Origin of the sequence: Phenylobacterium sp. (assembly GCF_025934275.1) — a bacterium.
Taxonomy (GTDB): Bacteria; Pseudomonadota; Alphaproteobacteria; order Caulobacterales; family Caulobacteraceae; genus Phenylobacterium.
In genome coordinates this window covers 41642-59236 of sequence record NZ_JAICYI010000013.1, presented here as the reverse complement: position 1 = coordinate 59236, position 17595 = coordinate 41642, and the positions used below count along the sequence as shown (strand labels likewise).

General features: G+C 69.5%; 17 protein-coding genes and 1 tRNA gene. 9 read left to right on the top strand and 9 right to left on the bottom strand.

The genetic code is table 11. The features are described from left to right. Nucleotide 1: 1 nt before the first annotated feature. Nucleotides 2–91: transfer RNA gene (locus Q0W60_RS05295), tRNA-Ser, on the bottom strand. A gap of 292 nt (nt 92–383) precedes the next feature. On the opposite strand from Q0W60_RS05295, the gene Q0W60_RS05290 reads away from it, so the two are divergent. From Q0W60_RS05290 to Q0W60_RS05275, 4 genes are all read left to right on the top strand, one after another. After that, nucleotides 384–1700 carry an efflux RND transporter periplasmic adaptor subunit gene (locus tag Q0W60_RS05290; RefSeq protein WP_297693286.1) on the top strand — a complete coding sequence of 439 codons (1317 nt, stop codon included), beginning with the start codon at nt 384–386 and terminating at the stop codon, nt 1698–1700. Between the two features lie 15 nt (nt 1701–1715). Then, nucleotides 1716–3794, top strand: coding sequence for an ABC transporter permease (locus tag Q0W60_RS05285; protein WP_297693284.1), 2079 nt, complete (start codon nt 1716–1718; stop codon nt 3792–3794). A gap of 125 nt (nt 3795–3919) precedes the next feature. Continuing rightward, nucleotides 3920–4078, top strand: a complete 159-nt coding sequence (locus Q0W60_RS05280) for a ferritin family protein (protein ID WP_297693282.1) — start codon at nt 3920–3922, stop codon at nt 4076–4078. A gap of 79 nt (nt 4079–4157) precedes the next feature. Next, nucleotides 4158–4619, top strand: a complete 462-nt coding sequence (locus tag Q0W60_RS05275; RefSeq protein ID WP_297693280.1) for a group III truncated hemoglobin — start codon at nt 4158–4160, stop codon at nt 4617–4619. Here Q0W60_RS05275 and Q0W60_RS05270 read toward each other — a convergent pair. Beyond that, the gene (locus Q0W60_RS05270; RefSeq protein WP_297693277.1) at nt 4616–7498 is read right to left on the bottom strand and encodes a bifunctional YncE family protein/alkaline phosphatase family protein; all 2883 of its coding nucleotides are present in this window, start codon (nt 7496–7498) and stop codon (nt 4616–4618) included. The genes Q0W60_RS05275 and Q0W60_RS05270 overlap by 4 nt on opposite strands. A 113-nt stretch (nt 7499–7611) precedes the next feature. Between Q0W60_RS05270 and tcuA the strand changes: the two genes are divergently transcribed. Then, nucleotides 7612–9087, top strand: coding sequence for an FAD-dependent tricarballylate dehydrogenase TcuA (tcuA, locus tag Q0W60_RS05265; RefSeq protein WP_297693275.1), 1476 nt, complete (start codon nt 7612–7614; stop codon nt 9085–9087). Between the two features lie 270 nt (nt 9088–9357). Further along, entirely contained in the window at nt 9358–9975 is a 618-nt protein-coding gene (locus Q0W60_RS05260; protein WP_297693274.1) for a peptidoglycan DD-metalloendopeptidase family protein, read from the top strand. Nucleotides 9976–9987: 12 nt separating this feature from the next. On the opposite strand, the gene Q0W60_RS05255 is transcribed toward Q0W60_RS05260, so the two are convergent. Next, nucleotides 9988–10266, bottom strand: a complete 279-nt coding sequence (locus Q0W60_RS05255) for a hypothetical protein (RefSeq protein ID WP_297693272.1) — start codon at nt 10264–10266, stop codon at nt 9988–9990. 82 nt (nt 10267–10348) lie between these two features. On the opposite strand from Q0W60_RS05255, the gene Q0W60_RS05250 reads away from it, so the two are divergent. After that, complete coding sequence (locus Q0W60_RS05250) at nt 10349–11137, top strand: hypothetical protein (protein WP_297693270.1); 789 nt, start codon at nt 10349–10351, stop codon at nt 11135–11137. A gap of 81 nt (nt 11138–11218) precedes the next feature. Here the strand turns inward: Q0W60_RS05250 and Q0W60_RS05245 are convergent, their stop codons facing one another. Continuing rightward, entirely contained in the window at nt 11219–11476 is a 258-nt protein-coding gene (locus Q0W60_RS05245) for a GlsB/YeaQ/YmgE family stress response membrane protein (protein WP_297693268.1), read from the bottom strand. 188 nt (nt 11477–11664) lie between these two features. On the opposite strand from Q0W60_RS05245, the gene Q0W60_RS05240 reads away from it, so the two are divergent. After that, nucleotides 11665–11967: a glycine zipper domain-containing protein gene (locus tag Q0W60_RS05240; protein WP_297693266.1), complete on the top strand. Its 303-nt coding sequence runs from the start codon at nt 11665–11667 to the stop codon at nt 11965–11967. A 32-nt stretch (nt 11968–11999) separates the two neighbouring features. Here Q0W60_RS05240 and Q0W60_RS05235 read toward each other — a convergent pair whose 3' ends face one another. From Q0W60_RS05235 to Q0W60_RS05225, 3 genes are all read right to left on the bottom strand, one after another. Continuing rightward, nucleotides 12000–13607, bottom strand: a complete 1608-nt coding sequence (locus Q0W60_RS05235) for a peptide ABC transporter substrate-binding protein (protein ID WP_297693264.1) — start codon at nt 13605–13607, stop codon at nt 12000–12002. Nucleotides 13608–13670: 63 nt separating this feature from the next. After that, nucleotides 13671–13943 (bottom strand): usg protein, encoded by a 273-nt coding sequence (locus Q0W60_RS05230; protein WP_297693262.1) that lies wholly within the window; start codon nt 13941–13943, stop codon nt 13671–13673. Between the two features lie 136 nt (nt 13944–14079). Beyond that, nucleotides 14080–14481, bottom strand: coding sequence for a hypothetical protein (locus Q0W60_RS05225; RefSeq protein ID WP_297693260.1), 402 nt, complete (start codon nt 14479–14481; stop codon nt 14080–14082). A 99-nt stretch (nt 14482–14580) separates the two neighbouring features. Here Q0W60_RS05225 and Q0W60_RS05220 point away from each other — a divergent pair, with 99 nt between their 5' ends. Beyond that, nucleotides 14581–15294 (top strand): GDSL-type esterase/lipase family protein, encoded by a 714-nt coding sequence (locus Q0W60_RS05220; RefSeq protein ID WP_297693258.1) that lies wholly within the window; start codon nt 14581–14583, stop codon nt 15292–15294. Nucleotides 15295–15300: 6 nt separating this feature from the next. Here the strand turns inward: Q0W60_RS05220 and Q0W60_RS05215 are convergent, their stop codons facing one another. Both Q0W60_RS05215 and Q0W60_RS05210 read right to left on the bottom strand, forming a co-directional pair. After that, nucleotides 15301–17031 carry an amidohydrolase family protein gene (locus tag Q0W60_RS05215; protein ID WP_297693256.1) on the bottom strand — a complete coding sequence of 577 codons (1731 nt, stop codon included), beginning with the start codon at nt 17029–17031 and terminating at the stop codon, nt 15301–15303. A 75-nt stretch (nt 17032–17106) separates the two neighbouring features. Continuing rightward, complete coding sequence (locus Q0W60_RS05210; protein WP_297693254.1) at nt 17107–17586, bottom strand: nuclease; 480 nt, start codon at nt 17584–17586, stop codon at nt 17107–17109. Nucleotides 17587–17595 lie beyond the last annotated feature (9 nt).

Below are 17595 nucleotides of genomic sequence, written 5' to 3'. Positions count from 1 at the left end.
GTGGCGGAGAGGGAGGGATTCGAACCCTCGATACCCTTGCGAGTATGCCGCATTTCGAGTGCGGTGCTTTCAACCACTCAGCCACCTCTCCGAGCCGGTGCGAGGCCGCCTGGAGGGGCCTGCCGAGTGAGCGGCGGAACCTAATCAACGCCTCGGAGCGCCGCAAGGCCCCGCGTCAGCGGCCGTGGAGCACGCGCCCTGATCCTGATCAAACGTTCCGCGGCTTCGTTGACCTCCCTCAAGGCGTCGCGTCGCCCGCCGGCCGAGGCTCCTCGCATGACGCCTCCCGGAATGAACGACATCGTGTGGATCCCCGGGGGGCGCCTGGCGGAGGGGCGGGGCGCGATGCGCAACCCCGAACCGGAGGTCGTCGGATGAACCGGATGCGGAGCGACGTCCTCACCCGCACCGCCGCCCCGCCCAGCCCGGCGATCCCGAGCGCTGCGACGCCCGACCGAACGACGACCCCTTCGCGCCGGCGGGCGCGGACACGGGCTCTGCTCTGGGGCGTAGCCGGGGCGGCCCTCCTGGTCGGGGGCGGCGTGTGGTGGCGCCAGACACATGGGCCGGCCCCAATGGGCTACGTGACGGCGGCATTGGACCGCGGTCCAGTCGCCCGGGCCGTGACGGCCTCCGGCACGGTGAATCCGGTGCTGACGGTGATCGTGGGCTCCTATGTCTCGGGCGTCGTCCGCGACATCAGCTGCGACTTCAACACGATGGTTCATAAGGGCCAGGTCTGCGCCACGATCGATCCCCGCCCGTATCAGCTGGTCGTCGACCAGAGCAGGGCGGCGCTCGAGACGGCCAAGGCCCAGCTGCTCAAGGACCAAGCCAGCCTGACCTACGCTCGGCTCAACGAGTCGCGGAACGCCAAGCTCGTGGCGGGCGGCTGGGTCGCTCCCGACACCGGCGACAGCGTGCGGGCGCAGCGCGACCAGGCGATCGCGCAGATCGCCATCGACCAGGGGACCATCCACCAGCGGCAGGCGGCTCTCGACGCCGCCGAGGTCAACCTGGGCTATACGCGCATCGTCTCGCCGGTGGATGGCGTGGTGGTCTCGCGCAACGTGACCCAGGGCCAGACGGTGGCGGCGAGTTTCCAGACGCCCACGCTGTTCCTGATCGCCCAGGACCTCACCAAGATGCAGGTGGACACCAACGTCAGCGAAAGCGACGTGGAGTCCGAGACGCGCGGCATCAAGGCGGGGGATGCCGCGAGCTTCACGGTGGAAGCCTTCCCGAACCGGCTGTTCCGCGGGCTCGTGAGCCAGGTGCGCCAGGCGCCGCAGACCGTGCAGAACGTGGTCACCTATGACGTCGTGATCGCGGTCGACAATTCGGAGCTGAAGCTCAAGCCCGGCATGACCGCGACGGTGCGCATTCTTACCGATCGGCGCGAGGACGCGCTGCGGGCGCCGAACGCCGCCTTGCGCTTCTCGCCGGGCGGACTTGCCGGATCCGGGCAGGCGGGACCGCCCGACAAGCTCTGGGTGCTGAGGGACGGAAAACCCGCGCCGGTCGCCGTGCGCACCGGGCTGGAAGACGACGCCTACACCGAGATCACGCGCTCCGGCGCGCTGAAGGCCGGAGATGCGGTGATCACGGGTCAGACGACCGGGCGGACGCAACACACCGCCGCCGGCGCCCGCACTGGTCACGGCGGCGGGGGCGCCGCGCCGCGGCTTCCGAGGCTTTAGGCCATGGAAGCCGCCGTGCGAACCGAGGTCGTGCTCGAGGCGCACGACCTGGAGCGGGTCTATCGCGTGGGCGACATGCAGGTCCGCGCCCTGCAGGGCGCGAGCCTGACCATCCGCCGCGGCGAGTTCGTGGCCATCATGGGATCGTCGGGGTCCGGCAAATCGACCCTGATGTCCATTCTGGGGTGCCTGGATCGACCCACCGGCGGCCGTTATGTTTTCGAGGGCCTCGAAGTGGCGGCTCTGAGCGAGCCCGAGCTCGCCGGCATCCGAAGCGAACGTCTGGGCTTCGTCTTCCAGTCCTTCAACCTTCTGCCGCGCACCTCGGCGCTGGAAAACGTGGCGCTGCCGCTGGTCTACGCCCGGTCGGGCCCGCGCAGCGACAAGGAGCGGCTGGCCCGCGCCCGCGCCGCCCTGACGCTGCTGGGTCTCTCCGATCGCGAAGCCAACACCCCGGGCCAGCTGTCGGGCGGCCAGCAACAACGCGTCGCCATCGCCCGCGCCCTGATCAACGGTCCGAGCCTGTTGCTGGCCGACGAACCCACCGGGAACCTCGACAGCAAGACGTCGCACGAGATCATGCAGACGCTCTCGACGCTCAACCGCGATCAGGGCCTGACCATCGTCCTCGTCACCCACGAGCCGGACATCGCCGCCTACGCCCAGCGCATCATCACCATGCGCGACGGGAAGATCGTCTCCGACCGGGTCAACGCAAAGCCGCAGGAGCTCGCGGCCGGCGCACGTCAGGCTCTTCCGCGGCTCGAGCCGGATGGCGCCGTGCATGCGGGCTTCGGCGTGATGATCGTGGGCGCGGCCCTGCAGGCGCTGATCCGCAACAAGATGCGCTCCGCGCTGACCATGCTCGGCGTGTTCATCGGCGTCGCGGCCTTGATCGCCATGGTTTCGCTCGGACAGGGAGCTAACGCCGCCGTCAAGAAGCAGATCGAGAGCCTGGGGACCAACCTCGTGATCATCCTGCCTGGGGCGACAACCGCGGGCGGGGTCCGCGGCGGTTTTGGCTCGTCCTCCACCCTCACCGTGCGCGACGCCCAGGCGATCCGGCGCGACGCCCCGGCGGTAGCCGACGTGAGCTACCTGATCCGCCAGAGCGCCCAGGTGCAGTACGCCAACCAGAACTGGACGACCGGCGTGCAGGGCGTCTCGCCCACCTATCCCTCCGCCACCAATTGGAGGATCGCCGCGGGCCGGCCGATCACCCAGGCCGACGACGATGGAGCGGCGATGGTCGTGCTCATCGGCCAGACCGTCTACGCGCAGCTGTTCGGCGCCTCGGCCAATCCGCTGGGGGCGACCATCCTGGTGCGCGGCGCGCCGCTGAAGGTGGTCGGGGTGCTGGCCTCCAAAGGCCAGTCGGCGATGGGCCAGGACCAGGACGACCTGGTGATGATCCCGTTCTCCACGGCCGAGCGGAAGGTGCTCGGGGTGGCCGCGCCAATCAGCGCCCAGAGCGGGCTGGCCGCCATCTACCTGCCACCGCCCAACCCCTTCGGCCTGCAGCCCAAGCTGACCGGTCGGGTCAACACCATTTTCGTGCAGGCGGCGAGCGGCGCCGAGGTGCAGCCGGCGATCGATCAGGTGAGCCGGATCCTGCGCCGCACCCACCGGCTGGCCGCCGGCGCCGACGACGACTTCTCCGTCCGCAACCTGAGCCAGATCGCCGACACGGCCGCCAACAGCGGCCGGATCTTGGCCATCCTGCTCGCCGTCGTGGCGTCGATCTCGCTGGTCGTGGGCGGCATCGGCATCATGAACATCCTGCTGGTCTCGGTCACCGAGCGGACGCGGGAGATCGGGCTGCGCATGGCGATTGGCGCCCGGCGTCTGCACGTCCTGCTGCAGTTCCTGGCCGAGGCCGTGCTGCTCAGCGTGACCGGCGGCGGCCTTGGCATTCTGGCCGGTCTGGCGGCGTCCTTGATCATCGCGGCGACGACCGGCTGGCCGGTGCCCATTTCGCCGGCGGCGCTCGTCGGCGGATTCCTTTTCTCGGCCGCGGTGGGAGTCTTCTTCGGCTTTTATCCGGCTCGGAAGGCCTCGCGGCTCGATCCCATCGAGGCGCTCCGCTTCGAGTGAGGCTCCAGGATGGAAAACCTCGAGGCGTGCATCGCTCATGCCGAGTAAGCTGCGGTGCGACACAAGCCTGAAACGCCGGGCGGCGAGTATGCCTCCGGTCAGCTCACCGTTGGGGAACGAGCCCCATGGAAGAGTACGCCCACCGAAAGAACATCGAGCGGTTCGAAAGCGCGCTCGCGCAGGAATCCGATCCGAGCGCGCGCAAGCGCCTCGGAAAACTCTTGCAGGATGAACGCAAGCATCTCGACCGGGTGCTGCGTGAGAAGAGCCGTCTCGAGCCGTGAGGGTGGTCGCCGAAGGACGCTCGGCCGTGCGACAGGCCGTCGTCTGGCGAGGCCGGGCCGGGCTTCCCAGATAACGGGCATGGCTAACGAAGTCGACGACCTCAAGGCGGTTTCGGCCCGCCGCGCCCAACTCGCGCCCGGCACGCCGGTGGGCGTGACCGAGGCGATGATCCACGACCTGGTGCACGCCTTCTACGGCAAGATCCGCAAGGACCCGGCGCTGGGCCCGGTCTTCGCCCGCGTGATCGGCGGCGACTGGGATCCGCACCTGGCGAAGATGTGCGACTTCTGGTCGTCGGTCTTGCTGATGACCGGCCGCTTCCATGGCTCGCCGATGGTCGCGCACACCCGGGTCGAGGGCATCCGGCCCACCCATTTCGCTCGCTGGCTACACCTGTGGCGCGAAACCGCGGCCGAGGTCTGCCCGCCCGAGGCCGCGGCGCTGTTCACAGCCAAGGCCGAGATGATCGGCCAGAGCCTGCAGCTCGGCATCGCCGCCAGCCGCGGCGAGCTGCCGCCGGTGCGCGCCGGCCGCAGCTAGGGCGCGCAATCGTCGAGCTTGACCTTGGCCAGGAGCGCCGCGCGGTTGGCCCGAAGGTCGCGTCCGCTGCGCGCCGCCGGATAGGGCGCATCGCCCTTCAGCCCCTTCCAGAGCGCCAGATTGTAGGCGCCGGTGTCCAGCCGGTCCTCCTGGCTGAAGTCCTGGCCGGCCATCACCTTGGCCCAGTAGGCCCCGTCGTGCGTCGGCTTCACCGCACAGGCGGCCGCCGCCGAAGGGGCGGGCGGCAGCGGCAGCTTGGTCGTCCGCAGCACCGGCGCGATGCGCGCCCGGTAGCTCCAGGTCGGCGCAGCGTTCGGATCGAAAACGTCGGCCATGGGTTCGGCGAGGCCGTCGGTCAGGCCGGTCGGCTTGACCCCCAGGATGTCCTCCATGGTGCGGACCAGGCTGACCGTGGTGTAGCGGGTCTTCACCACCGCACGCTTTTTGACGTACGGGCCGACGATGAACGCCACCGAGCGGTGGGCGTTGACGTGGTCGGGCCCGTCCTGGGCGTCGTCCTCGAGGACGAAGATCAGCGTGTCCTTGGCGAACGGGCTCGCGGCGACCTTCTCGACGAGCAGACCCACGGCATAGTCGTTGTCCGCCACCTCGGTCTCCACCGAGTTCAGGCCGTCGATGCCGCGCTTGAAGTCGCCTGTGTGGTCGTGCGGCAGGCGCACCAGCATCAGATCCGGAGCCTTGCCCGCCCTCACGAAGCCGTCGAACTCCCGCTCCCACTCCTTGAACCGCCAGTAGTCGGGGAACGCCTGGTCGAAGCCGCGGAAGTAGGGGTCGGTAATCGCCATCAGCGAGGCCTTGGCGGGGAAGAACACCTGCCGGTGCGTCTTCCAGGGCTCCCGATCGAGCGGGATCTGCGCCTGGCCGGCGTCCGGCTCGTAGAGCGACAGATCGCCGAAGAAGCCCCAGTTGCGGACCGACAGCCCGGCCCTAAGGGCGCCGTCCCAGATGTAGCCGGCGTTGGCGGCCTCCGGCGCATCAAGGCCGGCGATATCGGCCGTGCCCGGCAGGACGTCGGGATCGTTGGGCGTCAGCGGGTTGACCTTCAGCCGCTCGGCCGTGGTCGCATAGCCCACGTTGACGTTCCGGTTCGGGCCTTCCTGGTCGTATTGCAGGCCGCGCTGGGCGTAGTTCACCGGCGACTCGCGCTCGGTCCAGTCGTTGGTCCTGGCCGCCGTCGTCCAGTCCCAGCCGGTGTTGGAGCTTTCGCCGGAGTCGAAAAAAGTGTCGAGGTCGACGAACTCGCGGGCCAGCGCGTGCTGGTTGGGGGTGATCGCGCGGCCGAAGATCGCCAGCTTGGGATCGCCGTTGCCCACTTCCAGATCGCCAAGGATCTGATCGTAGGTGCGGTTCTCCTTCACGATGTAGATCACGTGATGGATCTTGCCGCGCAACTGCGCCATCACGGCCTCGGCGGCGCGGGTGTCGCGCGAGCCCGGAAAGTGATCGTTCGCCGCGACCTGGCGGGTCAGTTCGGCAAGGTCGGCCGGTCGGGGCATGGGCAGGGTGAGGAAGCCCGCCTTCTCAAGCTGCCAGACATAGTGGTTCGTCGCCTGGCAGGCGTGCCTTGCGTCGGGGGCGATCGACAGGTTGTTGCGGCAGGCGTCAGGGTTCGGCCCGGGGTTGGACTTCCCGTTGACCACATAGACCTGGCCGCCGTCCGGACGCGCCGCGACCGCAGTGGGATACCAGCCGGTGGGGATCAGGCCGACGACCTCCGACCGGGCGGCGGCGCGCGGCGCATCATCGCCGTCGTCCTTTCGGCGGGGCTGGGACGGTGCGTTCAGGCCAGCGGCGCGGTCGGAGAGCCGGATGACGGCCAGCGCGTTCTCCCCGCCGTTGGTCACCAGCAGGGTGCGCCGATCGGGGGAGAGCGCGAGGCCGTTGGAGCCGGCCCCGCCCAGCGGGCCGGTTCGCGCCAGCACCGCCCTGGGCGCGGCGGTCGGAATCCGCTCGATAAGCTTGTCGGCCACAGGATCGATCACCGCCACGCCGTCGGTGTTGTCCATCGCCGCGTAGAGCCGTCGGCCCCCGGCGGCGGGCAGCAGGAAGACCGGCTGGCCGCGCACCTTGATCCGCGCGCCTACCGAAAGACCCTGGGCGGTGAGGCGCAGGGCGATCACCTCGCGGTCGCGCTCGCTCGCGGCATAGGCCTTGCCGTTGGATGTCCAGGCGACCGCTCGCGGGAAGGTCCCGCCGGGAACCCCCTTGCCGGGCCTGAGGTCGGTCTCGCTGACCCGGCCGCTCGCCAGGTCGATCAGGCTGACGGAATCGTTCTGCACGTTGGCGACCAGCAGCCGCTTGCCGTCGGGGCTCACGGCGAGGCCCGCCGCGGAGGGTCGAACCTCCAGGCCGAGGCCGGCCTTGTGGCCGAGCGGGAACACCCGGCCGAGCCGGTAGGAGCCCGGCTGGCCCTCGAACTCCAGGACCTTGTCGTCGACGCCGCCTGAGACATAGAACCGCTCGCCTGAGGGCGCCCAGGCGAGGCCCAGGAAGGTGTTGTCCACTTTGAGCACCTGGCGCTTCACGGGACGTGCGCCGCCGACGTCGTAGACGAAGACGTATTCCGAGGACTCCTCCATGATCACCTTGGCGGGTCCCAGCATGCGGTTGAAGCCGCTTGTGAGGATGAGCAGGGTGCGGCCGTCGGGCGAGAGCGCCACCGCGGCGGCCTGGCCGGCCGTGTAGCCCGGATTGCTGGGCAGATCCGGGTTCAGCGGCTGGAAAATCGCGCCGGGCGCGGCGGAGGGCGTGATCGCCTGGCCGGTCGGGACCGGCTCGCCCCGCAGAAGGCCCGCGGCCTCGGCCGGCGCCCCGCCCAGAACAACGGCGGCCGCCAGCGCACGCGCAGCCGATCTCACGCCCCACATCTCGCGCCCTCCCCTCGGTCAAGCGGCCGAGCTTAGGCGCCTTGTATGACGCTCTGGCAAGCTATAGTCGCCGCTTCCTTTCAGAGCGCGGAGAGGTCGATCCCATGGTTGACGTCGTCGTCGTGGGCGCCGGCAATGCCGCCTTCGCCGCGGCGGTCGCGGCGCGCGAGGCCGGCGCCTCTGTGCTGGTGCTGGAGCGCGCCCCAGCCGAGGAGGCCGGCGGCGACAGCCGCTTCACCGCCGGGGCCATGCGCTTCGCTTACGACGGAGTGGAGGACCTGCGCCGCCTGATGCCGGACCTTACCGACGACGAGGTCGCCCGGTCCGACTTCGGGACCTATCCGCAGGCCCGGTTCTTCGAGGACATGGGCCGCGTCACCGACTACCGGACCGACCCTGAGCTGTGCGAGCTGCTGGTCACGCGCTCCGGGCCGACCATGCTCTGGATGGCCGAGCAGGGCCACAGGTTCGCGCCGATCTGGGGGCGGCAGGCGTTCCAGGTCGACGGCCGCTTCACCTTCTGGGGCGGGCTCACGGTCGAGGCGCATGGCGGCGGGCCGGGGCTGGTGGAGGCCTGGACGCGCATCGCCGCCGGGCAGAGCATCGAGGTGGCCTATGGCGCGCGGGTCGTCTCGCTGATCGCCGGCGACAGCGGCGTGCGGGGGGTGTGTCTCAGGCAGGCCGGCCGCACGCGCGAGGTCACAGCGAACGCCGTGGTGCTGGCCTGCGGCGGCTTCCAGGGCAACGTCGAGTGGCGCACGCGCTACCTGGGTCCCGGCTGGGATCTGGCCAAGGTGCGCGGCACGCGCTTCAACACCGGCGACGGGCACAGGATGGCGCTGGAGATCGGGGCCATGCCGGCCGGGCAGTGGTCCGGCTGCCATGCCGTCGCCTGGGAGCGCAACGCCCCGGAATTCGGCGACCCCGCGGTCGGCGACGGCTTCCAGAAGCACTCCTATCCGTTCGGGATCATGCTGAACGCCCGCGGCGAGCGGTTCCTCGACGAGGGCGCGGACTTCCGCAACTACACCTACGCCAGGTATGGCCGCGAGATCCTGAGGCAGCCGCGGCAGTTCGCCTGGCAGGTCTTCGACGCCAAGGTGCGCCACCTGCTGCGCGACGAATACCGCATCCGGCAGGTGACCAAGGTCTCGGCCGGCTCCCTGGAGGAGCTCTGCGCCGGGCTGGAGGACGTCGATGCGGCAGCCGCGCTCGCCACGATCCGCGCCTACAACGCCGCGGTGCGCACCGATATCGCCTTCGACCCCAACGTCAAGGACGGCCGCCGCACCGAAGGCCTGGCGATCCCGAAGTCCAACTGGGCCAACACCCTCGACCAGCCGCCGTTCGAGGCCTACGCCGTCACCTGCGGCGTCACCTTCACCTTCGGCGGCCTGCGCATCGATCGCGATGCCCAGGTTCTGGACGTGGACCTCGCGCCGATCCCCGGCCTGTACGCGGCCGGCGAGATCGTGGGCGGGCTGTTCTACGAGAACTATCCGGGGGGCACGGGCCTGATGGCCGGGGCCGTGTTCGGCCGCATCGCCGGCGCCTCCGCGGGTCGCGCGGCGCAGGCTTAGGCGACTCGGCGGGCACGCCACGGGCGGCGCTGTGGATCAGCACTCAGAAACAAAGCTTGGCAATTCTAAATAAACGTCAGGAAGGCGACAGTAGCCTCGAACGTGTAATGGCTAGCGGCGAGATGACACATTAGTATGGATGCACGTCTGCGGCATGTAGCGCGCATGCGCCCGACCCTTCGTTCTAGAGCCGAGCTTGTTAATCTCATTCATCGCCGCACCCACGCCCTAGGAGGTCCGGGCCTTCTTGCCCTTGCCCTCGGCGCGGTCGTGCTGTCGGTCGGGGTGGCGGACGCCGCGGCCCGCGCCGGGAGTTCCGCGCCGGCCGCGCCTTTGCTGCAGATCACAGCGGCTCCGCAGCAAGGGGCGGCGCAGCCGCCGCACACAGCCGAGGAGCCGACCTGGGACGGCGTCGACCTGGATGGGGACGGCGCGCCGGACTTCGCCAATCCGACCGGGCGGGCGCCGCGCGGGCATGACGCCTTTGGCGACGGCTACTTCCACGCCAGCCGCGACGGCGGGACCCGTCCGCACGAAGGCGTCGACTACGACTCCCGGGCCGGCCAGACGGTGAGTGCGCCGATCTCGGGTTTCGTCTCGAAGATCGGCTACGCCTACCCGGGCGACCCACGCTTCAAGTACGTGGAGATCGACAACCCCGCCCTGCACATCGAGGCGCGGGTGTTCTACGTCGACCCTGTGGTGGAGGTGGGAAACAGCGTGGCGCTCGGGACTCCGATCGGGACGGCCCACAGCCTGCAGGCGCGCTATGGCGGCATCACCGACCACATCCATCTGGAGCTCGCCGAATCCGGGCGGAAGATCGATGCCCAGACGGTCATTCTCGCCCGCCGCGAGGATGCGACGATGATGGCGGGCATGAACTGAGGCCAGGGAGCCTCAGTCGTCCCGAGGCTCGGCGTCGCGGTCTGGAACGGGCTCGCCTTCGCCATCCATCGCCGTGCGCGGCCCGTCGTCCGGCGAGCCGGTCCGATGGCCGTCGGCGGTCACGCCGGGCGCATCCCAGCCGTCGCGGCGCGCGCCCGCCTCGCCGCCGTCGGCCCGGTCGCCGCCCGAGCCCAGCCCGCCCGCCCCGTAGCCGGAGCCGTAGGCCGCGCCGTCGCCGTGGCCCGTTTGCGGACCCGCGCGGTCCTCGCGCTTGCGGATGTCGTCAGCCATCGGGGTCTCCTTCGAGGTCGACGGACAGCCAACCGTCAGCCTAGGCTCTGCGTTCCGCAGCAAGGCGGGGGGAGAGTGGCGCATGGCGCGAAGCGTCCGCGGAGCGGTCTTGGCGGCGGCGAGCGCGACGGCCGTGCTCGCGGCGTCATCGGCGCGGGCGGCCGACGAGGAGATCCAGGTCTACATGGACGAGATCGGCCCGCCGCACGAGCTCGGCCTCGATGTCCACCTCAACTACGTTCCCAAGGGCCGCGTCGATCCCGAGTTCCCTGGCGAGCAGGCCTCGGAAGGGCGCACCCGCATTACGCCCGAATGGAGCTATGCGCTCGATCCGGATACCGAGCTTGGCCTCTATCTGCCGCTCGCCACCATCGACCGGGACGGCAGCTTCCGTGCGGGCGGCGTCAAGGCGCGGATCAAGTGGGTGGCCCCGCGTCCGAAGGACCAGGACTGGTTCTGGGGCCTGAATTTCGAGATCGGGAAGGCCGCCAGGAACCTCGACATCAATCCCTGGAATGCCGAGCTGAAAGGCATCGTGGGCGCGCGTAAGGGGCCCTGGACGCTGGCGGCCAACCTGAACGTCGACTGGATGGTATCCGGCCCCGAGCACACGCCGGTCGACTTCCAGCTCGCCGCCAAAGCCGCCTATCGCATCGGCGAGAAGACCTCCGTCGGGCTGGAGAGCTACAATGGCCTGGGCCGCGGGCGCCGCTTCGGGCGGCTCTCCGAGGCCGACCACCAGACCTACCTCGTGCTCGACACCAGCCTTGGCCGCTGGGACCTCAACCTCGGGGCGGGCTATGGCTATGGCCGACCGGAGGATCGTTGGATCGTGAAGGCGGTGGTGGGCGTGCCGATCGGGCCCGGGTAGGCGGCAAGAAAAAGCCCCGCCGCCCGGGGGCGGGGCTTCGCTTCTTTCTCCTCGGGCTCCGGCTGGCCGGAGCGGCACGAGCTATAGGGCTCGGCGGCCGACCAGAGCGTGGTAGATGAATAGCACCACCACGGCGCCTATGATCGCCACGAGGATCGAATAGATGTTGAGGCCGCTCACGCCGGCGGCGCCGAAGCGGGTGAACAGGAACCCGCCCACGAAGGCGCCGATCACGCCGAGCACGAGGTCCCAGACCAGGCTGCCGCCGGTCCGGTTCACGAGCTTGCTGGCGATGAAGCCGGCGATGAGGCCCAGAACGATCCAGGCAAGGACTGACATATCGTTTCTCCAGTGGCGCCGGTTGCGGGACGACTGTCCCCTGTCCGGCGATGCCCGAAAAAAGCCGGGGAGTCGGGATTCGGTTCCGTCTGTTCTGGCGTCCCGACGGGCGACCTATGGGCAACCTTGGGCGTGGGCAGGGGTTCTAGTCCCTGTGCGTCGCGCCGAAACCGAAGGAGAAGAGACCCGTGCGAAACAAGCTGATCGCTTCGGCGACCCTGGCGCTGGCCAGCCTGAGCCTGGCCGCCGCCCCGGTGGCCGCCCAGGCGAAACACCATCGCCATCGGGTCCTGGTCTGCGGCGCGAGCCGACACGCCCGCAACACGGGCACCGCCGTGGGGGCGATCACCGGCGGCCTTCTGGGCAACGCCGTCTCGCACCATGGCGGCAAGCTCGGCGGCACCCTGATCGGCGCCGGCGTCGGCGCTGTGGCGGGCCACCAGATCGCCAAGCACAACGGCAGAGAGCACTGCCACTACGAGTATCGCTGAGCGAGGCGCGACGTCTGCGGCCCGGAGCGCGTTCACCTGACGCAGAGCCACCGGCTGCGGTGCCAGTTTTCCGAATTGTCGACCCAGCCGGTGATCCGCGGATTCACCAGGGCGCGACCCACGGTGTAAAAGAGCGGCGCGATCCCCTCGTCGTCGAGCATGATCTGCTCCGCCCGCGCCAGGATCGCGCCGCGGCGGACGGCGTCGGGCTCGCGGTCGGCTTTGCCTAGCAGGGCGTCGTAGGCGGCATTCTTGTAGTCGCCGTAGTTCTGCGCGCCGACGTCGGACTTCAAGAGGCCCAGGAAGGTCATCGGGTCGTTGAAGTCGCCGTACCAGGCCATCGTGCCCACGTCGAAGTCGCGGTTGGCGAAGGCGGCGAACGCCACCGGCGCATCGTTCTGCAGGATCGAGGCGTCGACGCCGATCGCGCGCCAGTCGGCCTGGATGGCCTCCGCCAGCAGCAGGCTCTCGCTGTTGTTGGTGGTCTTCAGCTGGAATTTGAGCGGATGGGCCGGGGTGAAGCCCGCCTGGGCAAGTAGCGCCTTGGCCTCGATCTGCCGCTGCGGGAACGAGGCGTCGGCCCAGCGGGTCTTTGGCCCGAACGGGTAGTTCGCAGTCCCGGGCGGCACGAAGGCGTAAGCCGGCCGCTGGCCCGCGCGCATCAGTTTGGCGGTCATGAAGTCCCGGTCGAGGGATTCCGACAGCGCCCGGCGGACGCGCACGTCCTTGAACGGCCGCACGTCGCGCGTGTTGAACGAGAGATAGCTGGTGGCCAGCACCGTGTGGGTGTGCACGTAGCCGGGCATCACCTTGCGCAGGCGGTCGATCCGGTTGGACTGGAAGGTGTTGCTGATGTCGAGCTCGCCGCGCTGGACCCGTCGTTCGGCGGCGATCGCGTCGGGCGTCTGGAAATAGTCGACCCGGTCGAGGCAGACGTGCCCGGCATCGTGGAAATAGCGGTTCTTGGCGAGGGTGATGTGGTCGCCGAGATTCCAGGAAACCAGCCTGTAGGGTCCGTTCGAGACGTACTTGCCGGGCGCGACCCAGCCGTCGCCGTATTTCGCCACGGCGTGCCGTGGGGCGGGATAGAAGCTCTGGTGCTTGGTGAGTTCGAGCAGGTAAGGGGCCGGATGCTCGAGGGTGAGCTGCACGGTGTAGCGGTCGAGCGCCTTCGCGCCGAGGCTCGCCGGGGGCGCCTTGCCCTCGCTGATCGCCTGGGCGCCTTTTATGACGTAGGCGAGGTAGGCGTAGATCGAGGCGGTCTTCGGATCGAGCAACCGCTGCAGGCCGAAAACGTAGTCGTCGGCGGTGACCGGCGCGCCGTCCGACCAGCGGGCGTTGGGTCGCAGGTGAAAGGTCCAGACCAGACCGTCTGGGCTGGTCTCCCATGATGTCGCCCCGCCGGGGACCGGGCTTGCGTCGGGGCCGTCGGTGGTAAGCCCTTCCATCATGTCGCCGATCACCCACGATTCGGTGACGGTGTTGGCTCGTTGGGAATCGAGCGTGGCGGGTTCGGAGGCGAGGCCGAACTCCAGGCACCGCTGTCCCTTCGGACACGCGGGCCGCTGGGGCTTGCCCTGGCAGCCGGCGATCATCAGGGCCGCGGCGGCGGCCAGAAGGAGCGGCGGAAGCTTGCGCAAGCGGGCGGACCTCGGGCGTCGGGTCCGCCATCACGCATCGGGACCGCGATCTTGTCGAGGTGGCTAGTTGAGCTTGAACTCCGCGCCCAGCGCATTCAGCTCGGCGGGCTTGATCAGCTTGCAGTGGCCGACCGTCACCTTGAACAGGGCGCCGTCGAGCGTGCGGGCCCAGAAATCCAGGAATTTCCGAAGCACCGGGAAATCCGGGCATAGGTCGTAGTCCTGCCAGATGTAGCTCTGCAGCAAGGACGGGTGGTCGGGCATCCGGTAGAGGATTTCCGCGGTGGTCAGCCCGTAGCCTTCGAGCTGCCTGCGGAACTCGGGCGACGCCAGCATCAAACAACCTCGGCGTTGTGGATCCGAAGCGCGACCGCGCGGCGGCCGCGCAGTCTAGTTATGCATGATTCGAAAAAATGTTCCTTAAGATCAGCAACTTAGCACTCATGTGCCCAGACTGCTGCCAATCTTGCCGTCAGCGGCCGTACGCCTTCGGCTCGAGCCTCACTCGGACCGGCTCGGAAAAGCTGCGCCAGCCCAGGCGGGCGATCACCTCGTTGCTCTCCTTGGCGTCGCGGCCGGGCGCCAGCGACCAGGTGATGTGATAGGTCGAGCCGTCGGGGCGGTCCGTGGTTCCGCGGATCGCGACGACCATGGCCTGGACGCCCGTTCCATCGTCCGCCTCGCCCACGATGTCGCCCCAGGTGTCGGTGGGGAGCAATCCCTCGCCTCCGCCGAACTTGAGCGTCACATGATCGGCGACCACGTCGCGGTACCGCGGCGGCAGCCGCCTCAGCAGGTCGTCACGTTGGGCCCTGTCCAGCGCCCAGCCGACGAAGCCGGGCCGGCGTCCGGCGCGCGGATCATCGTTGGCCATGCCATCCTCCGCCGAGGTGAACCGCGCCCCTGCCACGCGGTTCCGGGTGGCGCGCGGCTGCGGCCGCGCTAGTCTCCCAGGCAAACCGGGGAGGGTTCAATGCGCATCGTCAATCTCGCCTTCGTCGCCGCCCTGGCGCTCGCCGGGCCGGCGCTCGCGCAGTCCGCCAGGCCCGCCGCGGCCGTCCCCTCGCGCGGCCCTGAGCGGTTCGCCCCGGAGATCGCGGCCTTCGCCGCGGCCGACGCGCAAGCGAAGCCGCCGCCCTGCGGCTTCCTGTTCACCGGCTCCTCCTCGATCCGATTCTGGTCGAGCCTGGACAAGGACATGGCCCCGCTGCCGGTGATCAACCGCGGCTTCGGCGGCTCGGAGATTTCCGACGTCGATTACTATTTCGCCCAGGTGGTCGCGCCCTACCGTCCGCGCGCCATCATCTTCTACGCCGGCGAGAATGATATCGCTGCGGGCAAGACGCCCGACCAGGTCGCCGCCGACTTCGCCCGATTCATGGACCTGAAGACCAAGGCGCTGGGGGCCGCACCGGTCTACTTTGTCTCGCTGAAGCCCTCGAAGCTCCGTTTCGAGCAGCTGGACAAGCAAGCGCAGACCAACGCCGAGATCCTCGCCATGGCGGGGCGCCGGAAGGATCTGCGGTTGATCGACGTGGTCCCAGCCATGCTGCAGAACGGCCAGCCGAAGGACATCTATCGTCCCGATCGGCTGCACATGACGGCCGACGGCTACGCGATCTGGACGTCGATCATCCGCCCGATCCTCCTGGAGGAGGCCAAGCGCCCGACGCGCTGCAAGCCCTAGCGGGCGCTACTCGGCAGCCTGCAGGATCACCGCTTCGCGCCCACCGCGGACCAGCCGTCCGGGCAGCGCGCCGGTGGGCGCGCCGTCCTCGAACGTCACCTCGCCCGACTTCACGGTGTAGCGGTAGCCCTCGGCTCGTTGTACGAGCCGCCGCCCGCCGGCCGGCAGGTCCTCGACCGCGACCGGCCGATGCAGCCGGAGCGCCTCGAAATCGATCACGTTCAGATCGGCCAGCAGGCCGGGCTTCAGTTGACCGCGGTCGTGCAAGCCGTAAGCGCGGGCCGTGTCGCTGGTCAGCTTCTTCACCAGGAACGACAGCGGGAAGCGGTCGCCCTTGACCCGGTCGCGGGCCCAGTGGGTCAGGATGAACGTCGGCATGCCGGCGTCGGCGATCACCCCGCAATGGGCGCCGCCGTCGGAAAGCCCGAACAACACGTTCGGGTGCTCCATGTTCTTGCGGAAGAAGTCGAAGTTGTACGACTGGTACGCGCCGAGCGGCTGGTAGAACAGCTCGCGCCCGCCATCGCGCAGCAGCAGGTCGTACATCATCTCCAAGGGCGACACGCCGGCGGCTTCCGCCATGCCGCGCACGCTGTGCTCACGGTCAGGCTCGTAGTTCGGGTTCTCGCCCAGCGGGAACACGCGCCAGAGCAGCTCCTCCGGCCCGTTGGCCATGGCGCCCAGGCGCATGCCGCTCTGTTCGGCCATCAGCGCCGCGCGCACCTCCGGCCGGCGCATCGCCTGGAGCTTCTCCGCCAGCGGCAGGGGGGCGATGTCGCGGCGGAAGGTCGGATGCGCGGCGAAGATGTGGAAGTTGGAGGTCAGGCCGTGGAGGATGCCGGTGGGCCGCCCGGCGATCTGTGGCCGGATGTCCATGCCCTGGGCGCGCGCCTGCTCGGCGATGTTGTACATCTTGTTGCCCTCATAGGCGCCGGCCGAGGTGGCGACCAGGGTGACCGGCAGGCCCGTCTGGTGGGCGAAGTCCTTGACCCAGGCCCATTCGTCGTCTTCGCCGAGGTGGTCGGAGACCATTTCGAAGACGCCGTGCGTCAAGCCCTTCATGGCGAGACCCAGCGCCAGCATCTCGTCGGACCCGGCGAAGGTGCCGGGCACGTGGACTCCCTTCTTGTCCTTGTGCAGCAGGGTGCGCGAGGTGGAGAAGCCGAGCGCGCCGGCCGCCACCCCCTCGCGCACCAGGGCCGCCATTTCGGCGATCTCCGCCGGGTTCGGCTGATAGTCGGTGTTGCAGCGCTCGCCCAGGACATAGGCGCGTATCGCCCCGTGCGGGACATGCGTCCCGACGTCGATGGCCCGCGGCTTGGCCTCCAGCGCGTCGAGGTACTCGGGGAAGCTCTCCCATTTCCAATCGATGCCCTCGGCCAGCGCCGAGCCTGGGATGTCCTCCACGCCTTCCATCAGTTCGATCAGGAACTGCTCGGCGCCTGGCCGGACCGGCGCGAAACCGACGCCGCAGTTGCCCATCACCGCCGTCGTCACGCCGTGCCAGCTGGAGGGCGCCAGCAGCGAATCCCACGTCGCCTGGCCGTCGTAATGGGTGTGGATGTCGACCCAGCCGGGCGTCACGATCATGCCGCTGGCGTCGATCTCGCGGCGGGCGGGTCCGGTGACCACGCCGACCTCCACGATCCGATCGCCCTGGACGGCGACGTCGCCCACGAACGGCTCCGCGCCCGTTCCGTCGACGATCGTCCCGCCGCGAATGATCAGGTCACGCATGGCGTCCTCCACAGTTGGCTCACCGCAACGATAGTTCGGCGCCGTGGCGGAAGGAAACGCAATTGCGCCGCAGCCTCAGCGGCCCATCAGCGACTGCAGGGTCGGAGCGCCCGCCGTCTCCTGGCTGAATCCCGCGCACCAGCGGAACGGCCCCGACCCGCGTCGCGCCGCCAGGCCCATGCTGTAGAGCGTGTCGCCGAGGTCCAGCCGGTCCAGGGTCACGTAGGCGAGCGCCCGGTTGTACTCATCGCGCTGGCCGGTGCGTTTGACGCTGATCTCGCGGCCTTCGGCGATCAGGGCTCGCGTCTCACGCGCCGCTTCCCGGGCCGCCAGCGCCTCGGCCCAGCAGTGCGCATCGGGGATCGGCTGGGGCGCGTAGGCGTCGGCGAGCCTCAGGTCCTCGCCGTCCACCGTCAGCGCGTCGCCGTTCAGCACCTTCACCCGCTCGGCGAGGGACGCCGCCGGCGCCGTGGCCGGCCTGGGTTCCGGCGCCCGGCCGCAGGCGGTCGCCGCGAGCGCGATCGCAATGGCCGGGAGAAGGGTGCGGGCGAGCATGAGGCCGCG

Coding starts and splice junctions, on each gene's coding strand:
- Q0W60_RS05275 (WP_297693280.1), top strand. CDS start 4,158: ATGGCTAACGAAGTCGACGACCTCAAGGCGGTTTCGGCCCGCCGCGCC.
- Q0W60_RS05250 (WP_297693270.1), top strand. CDS start 10,349: ATGGCGCGAAGCGTCCGCGGAGCGGTCTTGGCGGCGGCGAGCGCGACG.
- Q0W60_RS05280 (WP_297693282.1), top strand. CDS start 3,920: ATGGAAGAGTACGCCCACCGAAAGAACATCGAGCGGTTCGAAAGCGCG.
- Q0W60_RS05255 (WP_297693272.1), bottom strand. CDS start 10,266: ATGGCTGACGACATCCGCAAGCGCGAGGACCGCGCGGGTCCGCAAACG.
- Q0W60_RS05210 (WP_297693254.1), bottom strand. CDS start 17,586: ATGCTCGCCCGCACCCTTCTCCCGGCCATTGCGATCGCGCTCGCGGCG.
- Q0W60_RS05215 (WP_297693256.1), bottom strand. CDS start 17,031: ATGCGTGACCTGATCATTCGCGGCGGGACGATCGTCGACGGAACGGGC.
- tcuA (WP_297693275.1), top strand. CDS start 7,612: ATGGTTGACGTCGTCGTCGTGGGCGCCGGCAATGCCGCCTTCGCCGCG.
- Q0W60_RS05230 (WP_297693262.1), bottom strand. CDS start 13,943: ATGCTGGCGTCGCCCGAGTTCCGCAGGCAGCTCGAAGGCTACGGGCTG.
- Q0W60_RS05245 (WP_297693268.1), bottom strand. CDS start 11,476: ATGTCAGTCCTTGCCTGGATCGTTCTGGGCCTCATCGCCGGCTTCATC.
- Q0W60_RS05220 (WP_297693258.1), top strand. CDS start 14,581: ATGCGCATCGTCAATCTCGCCTTCGTCGCCGCCCTGGCGCTCGCCGGG.
- Q0W60_RS05225 (WP_297693260.1), bottom strand. CDS start 14,481: ATGGCCAACGATGATCCGCGCGCCGGACGCCGGCCCGGCTTCGTCGGC.
- Q0W60_RS05290 (WP_297693286.1), top strand. CDS start 384: ATGCGGAGCGACGTCCTCACCCGCACCGCCGCCCCGCCCAGCCCGGCG.